The following is an 18,244-nucleotide window of genomic DNA, read 5'->3' as shown; positions in this document are numbered from 1 at the left end:
CTGCGATACCGCAGGTTTTTTGATTTTTATTTTACAAATAATGTTTCGTCATTTCCTGGTTCATCTTCAAAACCTATGGTATTTTTATACATATAATATACAGGCATATAAACAAAAGATGCCGTAAAAAATATCCCAACAAAACACAAGAGCATTCCCACAATTTGAGATAAAATAGAAGAAAGAAGAATTAAACCAAATGCTGCAAGCCATATCTTGTTCCCTAACTTAAAACTTCCTTTTATAAGATCATTTACACTCAGATCCGGGTTGAATGCGAATATAACCCCTAATAACTGCAACGGTACCATCACATAAAAAATAGGAAGGTAACAAAGTAATGCGGCCAACAAGGCAATACCAAATGTTGCAATTGCCAAAGTAAATATCTTTCCCAAATACTTACCTTTTAAAAACATAAAGTATGAAGAGGTTTCAGGAAGACCAAGATCTGCTTGTTTACACACTCTATAATAATGCGCCGTAATTCCAAATTGAAGTGCAGTAGCTATCATTGAAATAACCAAAACCAAAACAACAAACAAAATGGTAATACCTATCGATAATTCTTCTGCTGGATAGTCTCCATAACTATCATAACTACTTTCATACCCCGCTAAGCCGGCCAAAGCAAAAATCGGAATATACATTATAAAAATTAAAGGAAGCATTACAAGTAAGGTGATAAGCAGATGCACAAAACCCTGCACCCAAACTTTCTTAAAAAGATCAAAACTTTTACTAAATACATCTCCAAAATCTAGTGGAGCACTTTTTTCTATTTTTTCGAATAGCTGATTAGCCAACATAGGTTTATTTTTTTGGTTGTAATGCTCAAATATAGATTTTTTTAAAAAATAAAACCCTGACACTTTGTCACAAATCGTATTAAAAAGTATCTTTGCACATTATTTGACCTCGAATCGTTAAGGAATTATTTTATGGAGAAGATCATTGATGAAAATAAACAAGGACAACCTCTTGTTCTTGATCAAAACAAAGAAAACAATCGTAAACTTTTTATAGAAAGCTATGGTTGTCAAATGAATTTTAGCGATAGTGAAATCGTAGCTTCGATTTTGGCCAAAGAAGGTTTTAACACTACTCAAAATCTTGAGGATGCCGATTTGGTGCTCGTAAACACTTGTTCTATCCGTGAAAAAGCAGAGCAAACTGTACGAAAACGTCTTGAAAAATACAATGCCGTAAAAAAAGTCAATCCAGGTATGAAAGTAGGCGTACTGGGTTGTATGGCAGAACGTTTAAAAAGCAAGTTTCTTGAAGAAGAAAAGATTGTAGACCTTGTTGTTGGTCCAGATGCTTACAAAGATTTACCCAACCTCATTGAAGAAGTCGATGCCGGTCGCAATGCAGTAAACGTAATTCTTTCTAAAGAAGAAACCTACGGTGACATCTCCCCTGTTCGATTACAAAGTAATGGTGTTTCCGCTTTTGTTTCGATTACCAGAGGTTGCGACAACATGTGTACATTTTGTGTAGTACCATTTACTCGAGGAAGAGAACGTAGTCGTGACCCTCAAAGTATTTTAGAAGAAATCGATCAACTAGTAACTCAAAATTTTAAAGAAATAACTCTTTTAGGTCAAAATGTAGATAGTTATCTATGGTATGGTGGTGGGTTAAAAAAGGATTTTGACAAAGCAAGTGATTTTCAAAAAGCTACTGCAGTTAATTTTGCGAAGCTTTTGGATATGGTAGCTCAAAAGCACCCTAAGCTTAGGCTTCGTTTTACTACTTCTAATCCACAGGACATGACTTTGGATGTGATCAACGTAATGGCCAAACATAAAAATATCTGTAAGTACATTCACCTACCGATCCAAAGTGGTAGTGATCGAATCTTAAAAGAAATGAATCGTTTGCATACACGCCAGGAATATTTTGATCTTATCGATAACATCAAAAGAATTATTCCTGATTGTGCCATTTCACAGGATATCATAACAGGTTTCCCTACAGAAACTGAACAAGATCATAAAGACACTTTATCCTTGATGGAATATGTGAAGTACGATTATGGGTTTATGTTTGCATACTCAGAAAGACCAGGAACATTAGCAGAACGTAAAATGGAAGATGACGTTCCTGAAGATGTTAAGAAAAGACGACTTGCTGAAGTTATCGAATTACAGCGCAAACATAGCGAATACCGCCATCAGGCATTTGTTGGGCAGACTGTAGAAGTTTTAATCGAGAAAGCATCAAAAAAATCTGATGCACACTGGAGCGGTAGAACCACTCAAAATACCGTTGCCGTTTTCCCGAAAGGAGATTATAAACTTGGAGACTTCGTAATGGTACAAATCGATGAATGCACAAGTGCGACCTTACTAGGAAAAGCTGTTGGCTATTCAGAAAATAATTAAACAACAAACCATACTAACCATAGGTATAAACAAATGGAATCAGTTCAAGCCATAAAACAACGATTTGGGATTATAGGAAACGATCCTAAACTTAACCGGGCAGTAGAAAAAGCTATCCAGGTAGCTCCTACAGATATTTCGGTTTTGGTAACCGGAGAAAGTGGTGTTGGTAAAGAAAGTATTCCTAAAATTATACATTCCCTATCACATCGTAAACATGGGAAATACATCGCTGTTAACTGTGGTGCAATCCCAGAGGGGACTATAGACAGTGAGCTTTTTGGTCATGAAAAAGGGGCATTTACGGGTGCCACACAAACCCGTAACGGATACTTTGAGGTGGCAAGTGGCGGTACAATTTTTTTGGATGAAGTCGGAGAACTTCCTTTAACTACTCAAGTACGTTTATTACGAGTTCTCGAAAATGGGGAATTCATAAAAGTAGGATCCTCAAAGGTTCAAAAAACTGATGTGCGCATTGTTGCTGCCACCAATGTTAATATGTTTGAAGCCATTAAAAAAGGGAAGTTCAGAGAAGACTTGTATTATCGTTTAAGTACAGTCGAAATTCTTTTACCACCACTTAGAGATCGTGAAGGGGATATTCATTTGCTATTCAGGAAATTTGCTTCAGATTTTGCAACAAAATACAAAATGCCCACTATCCGTTTAACAGATGACGCAGTTGCTTTGCTTGAAAAGTATCATTGGAGTGGGAATATTAGACAATTACGTAACATTGCCGAGCAAATTTCAGTCCTTGAACAAGACAGGAGTATTTCTGCGGTAACACTGCATGGGTATTTACCCAACATGGGAAGTAATTTACCCGCTGTGGTTTCTTCAGACAAAAAAGAAAGTGATTTCAGTAATGAAAGAGAGATTCTATACAAGGTTCTCTTTGACATGAAAAGTGACTTGAATGATCTCAAGAAATTAACTATGGAACTAATGCAAAGTGGTAACACGCAACAGGTTCAAAAAGATAACGAAGGGTTGATTCGAAAAATTTATCGAGAAGATGAAGAAGATGAGGGGAGATTTGAAGAACCTATAGCACCTGCCGAAGTTTTACAAATACCTTCTCCTGCAATACAAAAAGAAGAGGATAAATATCATTTTGCCGAAGAAATCGAAGAAGAAGAAACACTATCGCTACAGGACAAAGAACTTGAACTGATTAAAAAATCACTTGAGCGGCACAGGGGCAAGCGTAAAGCAGCCGCAGAAGAACTAGGAATCAGTGAACGTACATTATACAGAAAAATTAAGCAATATGATTTGTAAAAATCTGTAGATCAGATAATAACGACAGCTTAAAAAGCATAACATTTATAGCAATACTTAATGAAAAACGTAAAAAATTTAATAATTGGTGTATTAACACTCCTACTTGTTCAAGGTTGTGGAATTTATTCCTTTAGTGGAACTAATATTTCTCCGGACACCAAAACCTTCCAAGTAAATTTTTTTCAAAACCAATCCCCGCGAATTTTTCCTGGGGTTGATCAAGTATTTACTAACCAATTACAAGATTTGATCTTAAATCAAACCAATCTTGACTTGGTTACCTCTGGTGGAGATATCGTTTATGAAGGAGAAATTGTACAGGATTATGTAGCTCCTAATACCGCTACTTCAGATATTACTGCAGCCCAAAACCGTTTAACTCTTGCTGTAAATATGAGGTTTTACGATTCCAAGGACCCTAGTCAGGATCTTGAGCAACGTTTTACATTTTTCTTTGATTATCCAGCATCATCATCAGAAAATAATGTTAGAGATGAGGCTTTGCAGGTTATTTTTGAACGAATAACACAAGACATTTTTAATGCCACCCTAGCCAGATGGTAAATGATAAGATTATAAATTGAACACCAAGGAACTAACATATCTTCTACAAAACCCTGCACAAATTACAAAAGAGCAGGCCAAGTCTCTGGAAAAACTCTCCAGAGAATTTCCCTATTTTCAATCTATAAAACCCCTGGTACTCAAAACACTTAAACAACAGGAAAACTTCAGATATAATCAAGAATTAAAAGTTACTGCAGCATATACTACCGATCGCAGTGTTTTATTTGATTTTATAACTTCAGATCATTTCAAAAAAGAAGAAGATAAGCTAGAACCAAAACAAAAAAACAAATCTGACATTGACGTTGTTGACCCAAAGGAAATAAAGGTACTTCCGAGAATGGACATAGATGACGCTGTGCGAATGAAGATTGAAGAAGCCGAAGACGTGTTGGACCCGGCTTTATTTTCGGCAAGGAGAGAAGAAAGCACTCTTAAACAACTTGAAATTGCCGAAGAATCTTTAAAAAACGATTCTGAAGAAAGCCAAAAATCCCCAGAGAAAGAAAAAACCCCTGAGGAAATATTACAAATTGACAAACCACTGGACTTCAATAAAACAGAAACACATTCTTTTGCAGAGTGGTTAAAACTAACCTCGGTACAACCTCTGGACGAGGAAAAGAAAGAAAAAAAGAACGATTCATCCTTAAAAACTGATGAGGAAACACCAAAAAGGCCCTTGCATCAAAAAGACAAATTCGAATTAATAGACGAATTTATAGCCAATAACCCCAAAATTCCGCCAGTTTCAAAAAATGCTCCTAAACGCAATCTGGCAAAGGAAAATATGGTCTCTAATGATGAGTTAATGACCGAAACTTTGGCCAGAGTATATCTTGCTCAAAAAAACTATAAAAAAGCAATTCAAGCTTATAACATATTAATTTTGAAAAATCCCGAAAAAAGTGGTTTCTTTGCAGACCAAATTCGAGCGATAAAGAAATTACAAGAAAATAAATAACAATATAATGACAACGTTTTCAATCTTTTTAGTACTAATCGTTATCGTATCATTTTTACTTGTGGTAGTGATTATGGTGCAGAACCCAAAAGGAGGTGGATTATCCTCTTCTTTCGGTGGTGGCGGAACACAACAACTTGGTGGTGTAAAAAAGACAACCGACTTTTTGGATAAGAGTACCTGGACCCTTGCCACTTTATTATTGGCATTGATCCTACTATCAAATATTGATCTTATGGATGAAGGTACCGCTCAAGATTCAAAGGTAGATACCGAAAATGTACAACTTGACACCCCTCCTGCAGCACCAGCCGCAGAAGAAGAAACTCAAGAATAACATTTATCGAAAAATAATTACTAAAATGCCGACTATATGACAAGTCGGCATTTTTTGTTTCAATTTGTCAGTAACATGCTACTGGCACAATTTCTGAAATATACAGCATCGAATATTTCATTTTAATTTTATAATAAAAACTAATCATAATGGGATTAAATATTAAACCTCTTTCAGACCGTGTGGTAGTAGAACCACTTCCAGCTGAAACACAAACAGCATCTGGATTATACATTCCTGATTCTGCTCAGGAAAAACAACAAAAAGGTAAGGTTGCTGCTGTAGGTGGCGGTAAAAAAGACCATGAAATGACCGTAAAAGTTGGAGACACTGTTCTTTATGGTAAATATTCTGGTACCGAGTTGAAATTAGATGGAAAAGATTATTTAATCATGCGCGAGGACGATATCCTGGCTATTGTTTAATAATCTATTTTAAAAAACACAAATCAGTTTAAACTTTAATTCAAAGGTTTTCTGCAAATGCAGAAATAAAAAAATAAAAAATAAATTATGGCAAAAGATATAAAATTTGACATAGAGGCACGTGACGGAATCAAACGTGGCGTTGATGCATTAGCCAATGCAGTAAAGGTAACTTTGGGCCCTAAAGGTCGTAATGTAATTATCAGCAAATCTTTTGGCGCTCCTACAGTAACCAAAGACGGTGTTTCTGTAGCCAAAGAGGTTGAATTAGAAGATGCTCTTGAAAACATGGGAGCACAGATGGTAAAAGAAGTAGCTTCAAAAACCAACGATCTTGCAGGTGACGGTACTACTACTGCCACAGTTCTGGCTCAGGCAATCGTAAAAGAAGGACTTAAAAATGTTGCAGCGGGTGCTAATCCAATGGATCTAAAACGTGGTATCGACAAAGCTGTAACAGCAATTACTACTGATCTGGAAAAACAAACCAAAGAAGTAGGAGATTCTTCAGATAAAATCAAACAAGTTGCTGCCATTTCAGCAAACAACGATGAAACTATCGGAGATTTGATTGCACAGGCTTTCGAAAAAGTAGGTAAAGAAGGTGTTATTACTGTTGAAGAAGCTAAAGGAACAGAAACTCATGTTGACATCGTAGAAGGAATGCAGTTTGACAGAGGATACCTTTCTCCTTATTTCGTTACCAATAGCGAAAAAATGACTACAGAGCTAGAGAATCCATACATCTTGTTATTTGACAAGAAAATCTCTGCAATGAAGGATCTATTACCTGTTCTTGAGCCGGTGGCGCAAACAGGAAAGCCTCTTTTGATTATTGCCGAAGATGTAGATGGTGAAGCATTAGCTACTTTGGTAGTAAACAAACTACGTGGTGCATTAAAAATAGCAGCTGTAAAAGCTCCTGGTTTTGGTGATAGGCGTAAGGCAATGCTTGAAGATATTGCCATATTAACTGGAGGTACCGTAATCTCTGAAGAAAGAGGATTTACTTTAGAAAACGCTACAATCGAACACTTAGGCACTGCAGAAAAAGTTGCTATTGATAAAGACAATACTACCGTTGTAAATGGCGCTGGTGAAGAAGAATTGATCAAAAACAGAGTTAATCAAATCAAAGCTCAGATCGAAACTACTACTTCAGATTATGACAAGGAAAAACTTCAAGAAAGATTGGCAAAATTAGCTGGTGGTGTAGCTGTACTTTATGTAGGTGCCGCTTCTGAAGTTGAAATGAAAGAAAAGAAAGACCGCGTCGATGACGCACTTCATGCAACTCGTGCTGCTGTAGAAGAAGGAATCGTTGCCGGTGGTGGTGTAGCATTGGTAAGATCAAAATCAGTACTTGAAAAAGTAAACACTGAAAATGCCGATGAAGCTACAGGTGTGCAGATTGTAAACCGTGCTATCGAGGCCCCGTTAAGAACTATTGTTGAAAATGCAGGAGGAGAAGGCTCTGTAGTAATCTCTAAAGTTCTTGAAGGAAAAGACAACTTTGGTTATGATGCAAAATCTGAAGCGTATGTAGATATGCTTAAAGCCGGAATCATCGATCCTAAAAAAGTAACGCGTATCGCTCTTGAAAATGCAGCATCTGTATCTGGTATGATCCTTACTACAGAGTGTGCATTAATCGACATCAAAGAGGAAGCTCCAGCAGGAGGTGCAATGCCACCAATGGGCGGAGGTATGCCAGGAATGATGTAAGTCGCATCGCATAGCGATAGCGAAATTATTTAGCTTGTTTGTGAAGTAAAGCCCCTGAACAGGCTTGTGAGATATAAAAACCCATTTTGAGATTTTCAAAATGGGTTTTGCTTTAATTTTTCTTCTAGAAACAACAAAAACCAGTAGCCTACATTAAGAATACGTCTTCACTATATCTTCTACCAATTTTGAAGTTCTCTTGTATTTCTCTTTTGCAATTAATCTTTTTGGAGGAGCCATTCTCACATCGCAATCTTTCAAGGAACAAGATTCACAAGTCACTCCCACTTTTACTTTAGGAATTTTAGAATCACTTACAAAGCTGATCTTCTTCTCGAGCGCGGGTGATATCAAAAAACCTATCCCTATACTACGATAGTAATCTTTTCTGAATGGGTCCTTGGTAGCCGAAGTAAATACCAAATATTGTTGACCCGAATCGGCATAATCAGAAATCTGAATATCAAAAGCATACTCCAAATCATCATTTGCCGTACGTTGCAATGTTTTTATGGCCATCCAGCGCCTACAATAATGCTCATTAATTTCATTGGCATGAGGTTGTTGCTGATGCGTGATATGTAGTTCTTTGACCAGATTAAATTTTTCTACGCCTTTTTTATGTGTAAACCTTAAAAAGAAAACATTTTGCATTCCAAAATCCTTGGGCAAGACATTGGTTAGTCGTTGATAAAATGATTCTGGAGAGGCATTGTACAGGTTCATAATTTTATGAAAAGCTTTCTCTGAGAATCGTTTCATAGCAAACAATTCTTTTAAATGGTCCCTAAGATGATTTTTGGGAATGATTAGAGCTCCTGCGAAGTACGAAGCATAAAAATTATGCAGTACCTCTTCAAAGTTATCATATCGTATCCAAGAAAAAGTATAAGGTCTTTCTGTTATTTCCAAATATTGATACCCCAACTCTTTGGCATAAATAAAAGTCTTTTGTGCCTCATCTACCCTATCTGACAATAACAAAGTCTTTGTTGTTGGAACAAACACACATCGTAAATTATCCAATTCTTCTTCTTTAGGAATTCCCGCTTCATTGATTGTATAACCATATTCCTCCTTCAAAATTTCTTCTAACTCTGAAGAAGTAATTTTTCCATCAAGACTTAACTGATACGTATTTGCGCAACGTATAACTTTATCTTCCAAATCTTTAAAGAAATTATTATGTGCCTCTTGATAGGATCTCAGGGAAGCCAAGTAAAACCCTTCTCTACTCATATTGTAGTGTTGGGCAATCTCTATAATTGTACTAATAAATGCATTTACTTTTGAGGGAGCATTCGCAATAATATCAATAAGATCACTTTGTTGTATTCCGAATAATTCAAGAGGTATCTCATCTAGTATACCCGATTGTAAAATCTCTCCAATAGGAGCCAAATTTTTATCAAGTTTTAAGGAGACTAATTGGTCATAAGGCACCTCTAGCGTCTCGGCAAGCTTGATAATTTTATCTGTTTTAGGGTATTTTTTTCCCTTTTCAATTTCATTTAAATACGACTTTGATAATCCACTAAGTTTAGACAAGCCAAAAAGTGACAAATCCTTTTCTGTTCGTATCTGTTTGATTTTCAATCCAAAAATCAATCTAATATATTCTTCTGCTATTGCCATAAAGCCAAAAATAACAATTTTTGCGTAACCAAAGAAAAAAGAAAAAATTCACATTTAGCGAACGTTCGCTTGTTTTATAAAAAACTTTTTTTTAATATTGTTCACTCAAAACGATATAGTTATGGAAATACAGACAAACCTTAGTCAGAAAATTAGCTTCTCAAAAGAAGTTAGAAACTACCATCCGGAAATTTTAACCGATGGCGCGCTGACTTTTTTAGAGGCTTTACAAGATCGTTTTAACGATAGACGTTTAACACTTCTAAAAAATCGTGAGTGTCAGCAACAGTTGTTTGATCTGGGAACGTATCCTTCTTTTCCAGAAAACACTAAAGAGATTCGTAATAGCGAGTGGTCGGCTGCACCGATTCCCTCAGACCTTCAAGATCGTAGGGTCGAGATTACAGGACCTGTAGACAGAAAAATGGTCATTAATGCTTTAAATTCTGGAGCCAAAACTTTTATGGCCGATTTTGAAGACAGTAATGCTCCTCTTTGGGAAAACTGTCTACAGGGACAAAAAAACTTAAAGGATGCCGTCAATAAAACTATTTCGTTCTATAATCCAAAAAAGGATAAAACTTATCAACTCAAAGAAAAGATTGCCACATTAATAGTGCGCCCAAGAGGACTACACCTTAATGAAAAGCACCTTTTGATAAAAGGCCAGGAAATGAGTGCTTCGTTATTTGATTTTGCGTTGTATTTATTCCATAACAATGAACAATTAAAAGAAAATGGAACGGGGGCTTATTATTACCTACCCAAATTGGAACACTTCACAGAAGCGATATGGTGGAATGATGTAATTGATTTTTCTGAAGAGTACTTAGGCATAGAACACGGAAGTGTTAAGGTTACTGTTCTTGTTGAAACGATAACCGCGAGTTTCCAACTGGATGAAATTATTTATGCCTTAAAAGATCACATTGTTGGCCTTAACTGCGGAAGATGGGATTACATCTTTAGTTATATCAAAAAACTAAGAAATCATGAAGGCTTTGTAGTACCAGATCGTGCTCAGGTAACAATGACAAGTCCTTTTATGGATGCTTATAGCAAGCTTGTAATTCAACGATGTCACAAAAGAAACGTCCTTGCCATAGGCGGAATGGCTGCGCAAATTCCGATCAAAGATGATGAGGAACGCAATGCTGCCGCTTTTGCAAAAGTAAAAGCCGATAAAGAGCGTGAAGTAAAGAATGGTCATGATGGTACTTGGGTAGCGCATCCAGGGCTTGTGAAATTAGCCATGCAGGTTTTTGATACACATATGCCAACTGCAAACCAAATGCACATAAAGCGTAATGATATAACTATTACCGAAGAAGATCTTCTTGCAATTCCACAAGGAACCATAACGCAAAAAGGAATTCAGGAAAATATTAATGTTGGGATTCATTATATCGCCAATTGGCTTAGTGGGAATGGAGCCGTAGCACTATACAATCTAATGGAAGATGCAGCAACTGCTGAAATAAGCCGTACTCAAGTATGGCAATGGTTAAAAAATGAAGTTGCTCTTGAAGATGGCAGAACATTAAACCAAGAACTTTTTGATGCATTGTTCGAAAATGAATTAAAAATTATCAAAAAACAAGTAGGAGAGACACTTTTTGAAACTCCTAATTATCAAAATGCCATCTCAACTTTTAAAGAACTCGTGGTTTCTGAAGAGTTTGAAGAATTCTTAACCACAATGGCATACCAATATTTATAAACTGAAGCACTCAAGGTTTGTAGAAACTACATTTTTGAAGTGATACAGGATACAACAACAGCTAGCAAGCTTTTCAATAGTAGTATGGAGGGTTGTACAGAAGTTGAGCAGTTCTAATTTTTTCCGATTTTATAATTGTGCTCAAAAGCGGCATTCATCAAGGTGAGTGTCGCTTTTTTTATGCTACTGTTAAAATCGTTTAAATACAATAAAATATTTCTTTAGATTTGGCCTTTCAAAACAAATCACATTTATTGATGGAAGTTACTCAGGACATTTCTAAAAAAAACTCTTGGAACGCAATTACATTAATTTCTTTTAGATTCTTTTTTGCTTATTTATTTCTAAACATTTTTCCTTTCCCTTTGTATTATGTCGGAAGTATCGTTGGTGTTGATGATTTGTTTTCTTTTTATTACGATTGGTTTCAAGAGCTAACCGTGTGGACAGGAAAAGTTGTTTTAGGTATTGATTACGAAATGCCAACGGGTCCCAATGGTAGTGGTGATACTACTACAGATTATGTTTTTCAATTTGTTGTTGTTATGATTGCCATTTTTACGACAATTATATGGAGTTTTATAGATCGTAGAAGACAATCTTACAACAGAACCTTTCTTTATCTAAGAACTTTCGTTCGCTATTATGTTGCCTTTACTATGTTTTCTTATGGCTTTTATAAAGTGATCCCTCTTCAATTTTCAGAATTAAGCAATTTCGATTTGATAAAAACGGTAGGTAATCAATCACCTATGGGCTTAATGTGGAATTTCATGGAATATAGTGATACTTATACTCGATTTTCAGGTTTTGCAGAGGTTATAGCCGGCACATTACTTCTTTATAGAAGAACCATAGTTCTTGGATCAATTCTTACCATTGCAGTTATGTTTAATGTATTCATGATGAATATGAGTTATGATATTCCTGTAAAATTATACAGTGGATTGCTTACCATTATGGGAATTTTCTTATTAGCTCCGGATATTAAAAGAACCTTAGACTTTTTTATTCTAAATAAAGCTGTTAATCCAAAAATATTCTTACCCTATACTACCCAGGAAAAAGCTAAAAAAGCAATAAACATATTGAAAATAATAACAGTTTTATTTTTGTTCTATTATAATATCAATGATGCGATTGAGGGAGAAAAAGAATGGGGCAAAAAAGCTCCAAAGCCAGCACTATATGGAATTTATGAAGTAGGGAATTTTATAAAAAATGGAGACACTATACCTCCATTAACTACTGATACTATTAGGTGGAAACGCTTTATTATTGGTAAAAGGTCTTTAGGAATACAAACTATGGATGAAAAAATCAAATACTTCCAAGAGAAAACTGACACCATCGCAAAAACATTACAAATTACCAATAGAAAAGACAGTACAGATGTGCAGAACTTCACTTACAAATTTAATGATAGCCTATATACTTTTCAAGGTATTTACAAAAGTGACACCCTTAAAATTCAACTTAAAAAGAAAGAACGAAAAGATTTTTTATTGATAAGTCGGGGGTTTCATTGGATTAATGAATACCCTTTTAACCGATAATTTACTCACACTCCCAAGTAAAATTAGATATTTTATACTTCAGACTGCTTTTATAGTTATAATGCCACCACTCTGTTCGTATAGTCCTAAAACCATGTTTATTCATTGTTTCACGAAGTAGTTTACGATTTTTAATTACAGATTCTGGTAGCTCTCTATAAGCATGATGTGCCTCTTTTCCGAAATGATCAAAATTGGTCCCCATATCAACCTCAGAACCATCCAACTTTACCAAAGTAATATCTACTGCAGCACCTTTATTATGAATTGATCCCCCTTTGGGATCTGCCACATACCCAGGATTTGGAAAAATTTTCCACATTTTCTTTTGTACACTATGTGGTCTATAACAATCAAAAAATTTAATCTTATATCCAAGCTTCATAAAATCCATATTAGCTTCAATTAGAGCCTCTGCAACTTCATCTCTCACATAACACTTTGCGCACGAATAAACCTTTTCTTTCAGGAAATTATCCTGCGTAGCATATTTCATATCCAACACAAAATCCTGAGATATATTTTCAATATTCACAAAGCCAATGCCTTGCTCCTGGTTCATTAATTCCTTATTATCACCAGACATAGATTCTATAGAATCTCGTTTTCTAAATAAGCTCTGTTCAACCTTATCTCCTCGTAATCTTAGTGCTTTTGATTTTTCTAAAAGAGCAGCTGTATTACTACTATGAATCTCTACAGATTCACTACAAGAAAAAAATATTGCTAAAAAAACAGACAGGAGTAATTTTCTAATAACCATAGGCTTTTTTGTTTTATTCCAACTACACTACTATCAGGTTCTTCAAAATAAATCCTCCCTCAAAGATTATAGTATTTGTAAACCAGATATCTTCTAAAGATAGTTAATATTTATATTATGTTATTTTATAAGGCTAAATATGACGGTGATTCGGGACATCAATACGCGATAAGCTTACCAGCTCATTATTTAATTGTTTCCTTTACATTACCACATTTAAGCATTTTATTTCCGAAATATGGATTTCTTATTTCTTCGGAATCCGATAACCAATACCCACCCGAGCCATCAAATGCCATAGGGCAATATTGTTTATACACTTCTCCCGATATAATATTGGCATTGCTCACTATATTATCAATTTCATCGGTAATTGTGACAAAAAAATCTCTCTGTTTTTGGAGATCTTTGGTTAAAGAAATAAGTTTCGAAGTAGCTTTTAACTGCTTATACTCTTCAGTATCCTCAAGAGTTTCCTCTAACTTTTTAGATGTGCTTCTCACCACTTCGATATCAGAATTAACCAAACCTGCTTTTATCTCAAGATACATAGCATAAACTTGCTGAATATTTTTATCAGAAAATTCTACTTCTGAATGGGAATCTGTGCTATTAAGATCTGCATTATCAACCTCTTGCTTTTTATCTTTACCACAGGAAATAACTATTAATAAAATAGTCACAAAAATCAACTTGTATAAATTTCTATATGCTTTCAAAACCTTATTCGAATTATGTTATTGCTTATATGTTCAACTTATTAGAACCCCAAAAGTACTTTATATATAAAACAATTAAAACAGATGTTTTCCTTTTTCTGACATTTTTTAACAAAACTATACCATAAAGAATATCTTATTTTTCTAATTATTTTAGATATTTTTGCCGGAAAAATTGTTGGAATGCTATTAGAAAATTTAAAACCCAAAGTAATTACTATCCTCAACAACAATGAATTGTCGGTCACAGACAGGCTTCATGAAGTTTGTATACTTTTAAAAGAAAATGTTTCTTATTACGATTGGGTAGGGTTTTATTTCAAAAATGGAGACAAAGAAGAATTAAAGTTACGCACCTATGCTGGACTGGAAACGGATCATGAGATCATTCCATTTGGTAAAGGAATTTGCGGACAAGTAGCGCTGTCCAATGAGAACTTTGTAGTTCCTGATGTAAAGGCTCAAGATAATTACATTGCATGCAGTATTGACGTAAAATCTGAAATCGTAATTCCATTATTCAAAGATGGCAAAAACATTGGGCAGATTGATATTGATTCTGATACTGCAGACCCTTTTACAGAAAAAGATGAAAGATTTCTTGAGTTTATAAACCAAGAAGTAGCAAAAATCCTTTAATTAAATTTCTTTCTGTTAAATTATCTCATTTACTTTATAAATAATTGTAACTAATAAAGTTGAACAAATTTTAAAGCATCATACTTTATTAATGAAATATAACTTGTTATAAAAAATCAAATACATAAATTTGTCACTTATAACATTTTAGAGTTAAAACGTCTTATTATAAAAAGAAATGAAGATACTGGTAACAGGTGGATTGGGATTTATAGGGTCTCACACCGTTGTAGAATTACAAAATGAAGGGTTTGAAGTGGTTATTATCGATAACTGTTCCAATTCGTCTCCAGAGGTGCTTGATGGTATTACTAAAGTTACTGGGAAAAAACCTATTTTAGAGAAATTTGACTTAAGAGAAAAGAAGAAAGTACAAGATTTTTTTACACAACATAATGACATCAACGGTGTAATTCATTTTGCAGCCTCAAAAGCTGTAGGTGAAAGTGTAGAAAACCCATTATTGTACTATGAAAATAATATATCTACTCTAGTTTATATCTTGCAGCAATTAGAAAGCAAACCGTCGTCCAATTTTATTTTTAGTTCTTCATGTACGGTTTACGGACAAGCAGATGAACTACCCATAACGGAAAATGCTCCTGTAAAACCAGCCGAATCACCATACGGAAATACAAAACAGATAGGTGAAGAAATCATAAGAGACACTTGTAAAGTTAAATCTAATTTAAAAGCAATATCCTTGCGATATTTTAACCCGATTGGCGCTCATCCCACTGCTGAAATTGGTGAACTACCTATAGGGGTCCCTCAAAATCTTGTGCCCTTTATTACACAAACAGCTATAGGTCTAAGAGAGCAGCTTTCGGTATTCGGAAATGATTATCCAACATCAGACGGGACATGTGTAAGAGATTACATCCACGTTGTTGATTTGGCCAAAGCTCATGTCGTCGCCCTTAAACGATTACTAGAAAATAAAAACACTTTGAATTACGAAGTTTTTAATGTTGGAACCGGAAAAGGAAGCACGGTTCTTGAAGTCATTCAATCTTTTGAGAAAGTTTCTAGTCAAAAACTCAATTATCAAATCGTTGGAAGAAGAGAAGGGGATATAACCGCTGCATATGCTGATACCCAAAAAGCTAACAATGAACTAGGATGGAAAGCATCAAGTAGTTTGGATGACTCACTTAGTTCTGCCTGGAAATGGGAGCAAAAAGTAAGAAACTAAAAACGTTAATCGTCCAAAATATAATGCATAAAAAAACCTGAAGAAATCTTCAGGTTTTTTTATTTTTATTTTCTTTCTATTCTAATAGAATTTAGCTCTTTTGTCTTCTATTTCTGCAGCTTCTTTTAGCGCTTCAAAGACTTTGGAATTTACTAACCCTACTTGAGATTTAGACGCTTGTGAAGCATAGCTTAAATACGTATCCAACCCACTTGCAGGAGTACTTTTTGTTACTTCTATCACATAAACACCATTATTACCTACAATTGGAGTAGAAACCTTCCCTTGTTCGATGGCAAATGCTGCTCCAACAACTTTTGGCTCTGTCCCGGCCCCACTTATAGTTGGCGTTTTCATATTTAAGGCCGACGCAACTTTCACAGTCTGAGCTGCATTTTTAGCAATATCCTCAAGAGAACTTCCCGAAATTTTACTTTTTAGCATTTCAACTTTCTTTTCTTTTACAAGAATTGGCTTGACCCTTATACTTGCATCTTTAGCATTCATAGTTCCCTTTGATGCTCTAGCTGTTAATTGAACAACAGCATATCCATCAGGCAAATCAAAACGCTTAATTGCTCCTGTCTCGGTATCTTCATTGAATGCCCATTGTACTATAGATCTTTGACCTCCAATGCCAGGTATATTTTCATCTAACTCTTTGATCTTATTTACAGGACGAGATAATAACTCTTTCTCTTTTGCAACCTCTTCGAAACCTTTTTCTTTTGCGGCTATCTGAAATTTGGTAGTTTCTGTAAAGATTGTGTTTATTGTTTTTTCACTTGGTTCTATTTTCTGAGCCACAGTAGCTACTTTTATAGCTTTTTGCTCATTCTTTTGATCTTCGATACTAATAATATGATACCCAAACTGTGTTTCTACAATTCCTTGATCACCCGTTTTATTTTCAAAACAATAATTATTAAAAGCTGGCACCATAGCTCCCGGCACAAAGTATCCTAAATCTCCTCCCTTATCCTTGTTTGAGCTATCTGCAGAGAACTGCGTTGCCAAATCAGAAAATTTGGTCTTATCTCCTTTAATAACTGTAAGAATACTATCAGCCAAAGTTTTCGCTTCTTCTTTGGTTCGTGTTAAATCTCCCGCTGTACGCAAACCTTGCCAAGCAACAAGAATATGACTTGCCTTTACAGAATCAGGCATTTGTTTTTGAGCAATCACTTTAGACAATTTAATATACTCTCCATCTTTATAAGGTCCAAAAACCTCTCCTATAGACATATTATAAATAGTATCTGCTACCGTTGCAGGGAGATCCTTTTTAAATTTAAAGTTGTTATCATACTTCAGCACAGAATTTTGATTAACAAATTCTTCAGCATTTTCAGTATTTCTAAATCCTTTTACAGAATCATTAGTCTTTGAGGTCTCAACAAACTCAACTTTATCTTCAAGTAAACCAGCTATTTCTGAGGTAATTTCTTTTTCATCTTCTGCACTTGGTTCTTCTTTAAACAAAACGTAGCGAATATTTCTAGATGCATCTGCCTCATATTGATCTGCATGTTTATCTATGTAAGATTGAATTTCTGCATCAGTCACAGTTACTTCTGTATCTTGAATGCTAGAAAACGGAAGCTGAACATATTTGATGTTAACATTATCGTTTTCCATCTTATAAGCTAGCTCACCTTCTTTCAAGGTCGCTCCTACTCCAGCTTTGATCATATTTAAATATATATCCTCTCTGGCACCTTTACTTACATTTTCTTCAAAACTCAACCATTGCTGATATTGTTGGGGAGAAGTAGCTTTAATATTCGCAACATACTCCTGCATTTTTGCTTTGTCAAAAACTCCTGCTTCATTCTGAAAAGTAGGATTATTAGCCAAAGATTCTGCCAATAATTGATTTACTTGATCTTCACCTACTTTAATTCCTAACTCCTCAAACTGCTCTTCAAAAACAGCTTGACGAACTTCTTGGTTCCAAACATAATTTACCGCTTGTATACTGGATCCACTAGCTCCAAAATTTCTAGAAGCATTCTCCACCTTTTGAGCAAACTCTGTTCTGTCGATATCTTTCCCATTAATCGTAGCGATCGTGTTTTCGGCTCTTTGAGAAATCGCCCCTCCATTACGGATTAAGTCAGCAAGCACGAAAGAAAAGAGTGCTAGTGCAATAATCACAATTAAAAAAACGGAACGTTGTCTGATTTTATTTAAAACTGCCATGGTGTATTAAAAATTTATTCGAAATATAGTGGGCGAAAATACCATTTTATTGTAATAATACCAATTAAAGATTAAAGAAATAAACGTTTGTTTTTATCTCGAAAATTAAATACCGATACA

16 protein-coding genes are annotated in these 18,244 nt (G+C 35.0%); 11 read left to right on the top strand and 5 right to left on the bottom strand.

The window, feature by feature from the left end; genetic code table 11:
- Positions 1-26: 26 nt before the first annotated feature.
- The gene (locus U6A24_RS07535; protein WP_324179333.1) at positions 27-809 is read right to left on the bottom strand and encodes a hypothetical protein; all 783 of its coding nucleotides are present in this window, start codon (positions 807-809) and stop codon (positions 27-29) included.
- Positions 810-941: 132 nt separating this feature from the next.
- Between U6A24_RS07535 and miaB the strand changes: the two genes are divergently transcribed.
- The 7 genes from miaB to groL all read left to right on the top strand — a co-directional run bounded on the left by miaB (position 942) and on the right by groL (position 7,695).
- Positions 942-2,387: a tRNA (N6-isopentenyl adenosine(37)-C2)-methylthiotransferase MiaB gene (miaB, locus tag U6A24_RS07530; protein ID WP_324179332.1), complete on the top strand. Its 1,446-nt coding sequence runs from the start codon at positions 942-944 to the stop codon at positions 2,385-2,387.
- 33 nt (positions 2,388-2,420) lie between these two features.
- Positions 2,421-3,674, top strand: a complete 1,254-nt coding sequence (locus U6A24_RS07525) for a sigma-54 interaction domain-containing protein (RefSeq protein ID WP_324179331.1) — start codon at positions 2,421-2,423, stop codon at positions 3,672-3,674.
- A 60-nt stretch (positions 3,675-3,734) separates the two neighbouring features.
- Positions 3,735-4,241, top strand: a complete 507-nt coding sequence (lptE, locus tag U6A24_RS07520) for an LptE family protein (RefSeq protein WP_324179330.1) — start codon at positions 3,735-3,737, stop codon at positions 4,239-4,241.
- A 16-nt stretch (positions 4,242-4,257) separates the two neighbouring features.
- Positions 4,258-5,208: a hypothetical protein gene (locus U6A24_RS07515; RefSeq protein ID WP_324179329.1), complete on the top strand. Its 951-nt coding sequence runs from the start codon at positions 4,258-4,260 to the stop codon at positions 5,206-5,208.
- A gap of 7 nt (positions 5,209-5,215) precedes the next feature.
- The gene (gene secG, locus U6A24_RS07510) at positions 5,216-5,545 is read left to right on the top strand and encodes a preprotein translocase subunit SecG (RefSeq protein ID WP_324179328.1); all 330 of its coding nucleotides are present in this window, start codon (positions 5,216-5,218) and stop codon (positions 5,543-5,545) included.
- 149 nt (positions 5,546-5,694) lie between these two features.
- Positions 5,695-5,970, top strand: coding sequence for a co-chaperone GroES (locus U6A24_RS07505; protein WP_324179327.1), 276 nt, complete (start codon positions 5,695-5,697; stop codon positions 5,968-5,970).
- A gap of 87 nt (positions 5,971-6,057) precedes the next feature.
- A complete protein-coding gene (gene groL, locus U6A24_RS07500) occupies positions 6,058-7,695 on the top strand; it encodes a chaperonin GroEL (protein WP_324179326.1) in 1,638 nt (545 codons plus the stop codon).
- Between the two features lie 153 nt (positions 7,696-7,848).
- Here groL and U6A24_RS07495 read toward each other — a convergent pair whose 3' ends face one another.
- A complete protein-coding gene (locus tag U6A24_RS07495) occupies positions 7,849-9,330 on the bottom strand; it encodes a helix-turn-helix domain-containing protein (RefSeq protein WP_324179325.1) in 1,482 nt (493 codons plus the stop codon).
- Between the two features lie 121 nt (positions 9,331-9,451).
- On the opposite strand from U6A24_RS07495, the gene aceB reads away from it, so the two are divergent.
- Both aceB and U6A24_RS07485 read left to right on the top strand, forming a co-directional pair.
- Positions 9,452-11,050, top strand: coding sequence for a malate synthase A (gene aceB, locus U6A24_RS07490; RefSeq protein WP_324179324.1), 1,599 nt, complete (start codon positions 9,452-9,454; stop codon positions 11,048-11,050).
- Positions 11,051-11,307: 257 nt separating this feature from the next.
- Positions 11,308-12,606 carry a hypothetical protein gene (locus U6A24_RS07485; protein ID WP_324179323.1) on the top strand — a complete coding sequence of 433 codons (1,299 nt, stop codon included), beginning with the start codon at positions 11,308-11,310 and terminating at the stop codon, positions 12,604-12,606.
- Between the two features lies 1 nt (position 12,607).
- Here the strand turns inward: U6A24_RS07485 and U6A24_RS07480 are convergent, their stop codons facing one another.
- Positions 12,608-13,369, bottom strand: a complete 762-nt coding sequence (locus U6A24_RS07480; RefSeq protein ID WP_407654010.1) for a M15 family metallopeptidase — start codon at positions 13,367-13,369, stop codon at positions 12,608-12,610.
- Between the two features lie 185 nt (positions 13,370-13,554).
- Positions 13,555-14,052, bottom strand: coding sequence for a DUF3347 domain-containing protein (locus U6A24_RS07475; RefSeq protein WP_324179322.1), 498 nt, complete (start codon positions 14,050-14,052; stop codon positions 13,555-13,557).
- 219 nt (positions 14,053-14,271) lie between these two features.
- On the opposite strand from U6A24_RS07475, the gene U6A24_RS07470 reads away from it, so the two are divergent.
- Both U6A24_RS07470 and galE read left to right on the top strand, forming a co-directional pair.
- The gene (locus tag U6A24_RS07470; protein ID WP_324179321.1) at positions 14,272-14,727 is read left to right on the top strand and encodes a GAF domain-containing protein; all 456 of its coding nucleotides are present in this window, start codon (positions 14,272-14,274) and stop codon (positions 14,725-14,727) included.
- Positions 14,728-14,905: 178 nt separating this feature from the next.
- The gene (galE, locus tag U6A24_RS07465; protein ID WP_324179320.1) at positions 14,906-15,922 is read left to right on the top strand and encodes a UDP-glucose 4-epimerase GalE; all 1,017 of its coding nucleotides are present in this window, start codon (positions 14,906-14,908) and stop codon (positions 15,920-15,922) included.
- A gap of 81 nt (positions 15,923-16,003) precedes the next feature.
- On the opposite strand, the gene U6A24_RS07460 is transcribed toward galE, so the two are convergent.
- Entirely contained in the window at positions 16,004-18,124 is a 2,121-nt protein-coding gene (locus tag U6A24_RS07460) for a peptidylprolyl isomerase (RefSeq protein WP_324179319.1), read from the bottom strand.
- Positions 18,125-18,244: the final 120 nt, after the last annotated feature.

Origin of the sequence: Aquimarina gracilis (genome assembly GCF_035285365.1) — a bacterium.
Taxonomy (GTDB): Bacteria; Bacteroidota; Bacteroidia; order Flavobacteriales; family Flavobacteriaceae; genus Aquimarina; species Aquimarina gracilis.
Note: the sequence above shows the minus strand (reverse complement) of the source record. Positions and strands in the feature narration are given on the sequence as shown.

Excerpts from the sequence above, each read along its gene's own strand:
- U6A24_RS07535 (WP_324179333.1), bottom strand. The coding sequence starts at position 809 with ATGTTGGCTAATCAGCTATTCGAAAAAATAGAAAAAAGTGCTCCACTA.
- miaB (WP_324179332.1), top strand. The coding sequence starts at position 942 with ATGGAGAAGATCATTGATGAAAATAAACAAGGACAACCTCTTGTTCTT.
- U6A24_RS07525 (WP_324179331.1), top strand. The coding sequence starts at position 2,421 with ATGGAATCAGTTCAAGCCATAAAACAACGATTTGGGATTATAGGAAAC.
- lptE (WP_324179330.1), top strand. The coding sequence starts at position 3,735 with ATGAAAAACGTAAAAAATTTAATAATTGGTGTATTAACACTCCTACTT.
- secG (WP_324179328.1), top strand. The coding sequence starts at position 5,216 with ATGACAACGTTTTCAATCTTTTTAGTACTAATCGTTATCGTATCATTT.
- U6A24_RS07505 (WP_324179327.1), top strand. The coding sequence starts at position 5,695 with ATGGGATTAAATATTAAACCTCTTTCAGACCGTGTGGTAGTAGAACCA.
- groL (WP_324179326.1), top strand. The coding sequence starts at position 6,058 with ATGGCAAAAGATATAAAATTTGACATAGAGGCACGTGACGGAATCAAA.
- U6A24_RS07495 (WP_324179325.1), bottom strand. The coding sequence starts at position 9,330 with ATGGCAATAGCAGAAGAATATATTAGATTGATTTTTGGATTGAAAATC.
- aceB (WP_324179324.1), top strand. The coding sequence starts at position 9,452 with ATGGAAATACAGACAAACCTTAGTCAGAAAATTAGCTTCTCAAAAGAA.
- U6A24_RS07485 (WP_324179323.1), top strand. The coding sequence starts at position 11,308 with ATGGAAGTTACTCAGGACATTTCTAAAAAAAACTCTTGGAACGCAATT.
- U6A24_RS07480 (WP_407654010.1), bottom strand. The coding sequence starts at position 13,369 with ATGGTTATTAGAAAATTACTCCTGTCTGTTTTTTTAGCAATATTTTTT.
- U6A24_RS07470 (WP_324179321.1), top strand. The coding sequence starts at position 14,272 with ATGCTATTAGAAAATTTAAAACCCAAAGTAATTACTATCCTCAACAAC.
- galE (WP_324179320.1), top strand. The coding sequence starts at position 14,906 with ATGAAGATACTGGTAACAGGTGGATTGGGATTTATAGGGTCTCACACC.
- U6A24_RS07460 (WP_324179319.1), bottom strand. The coding sequence starts at position 18,124 with ATGGCAGTTTTAAATAAAATCAGACAACGTTCCGTTTTTTTAATTGTG.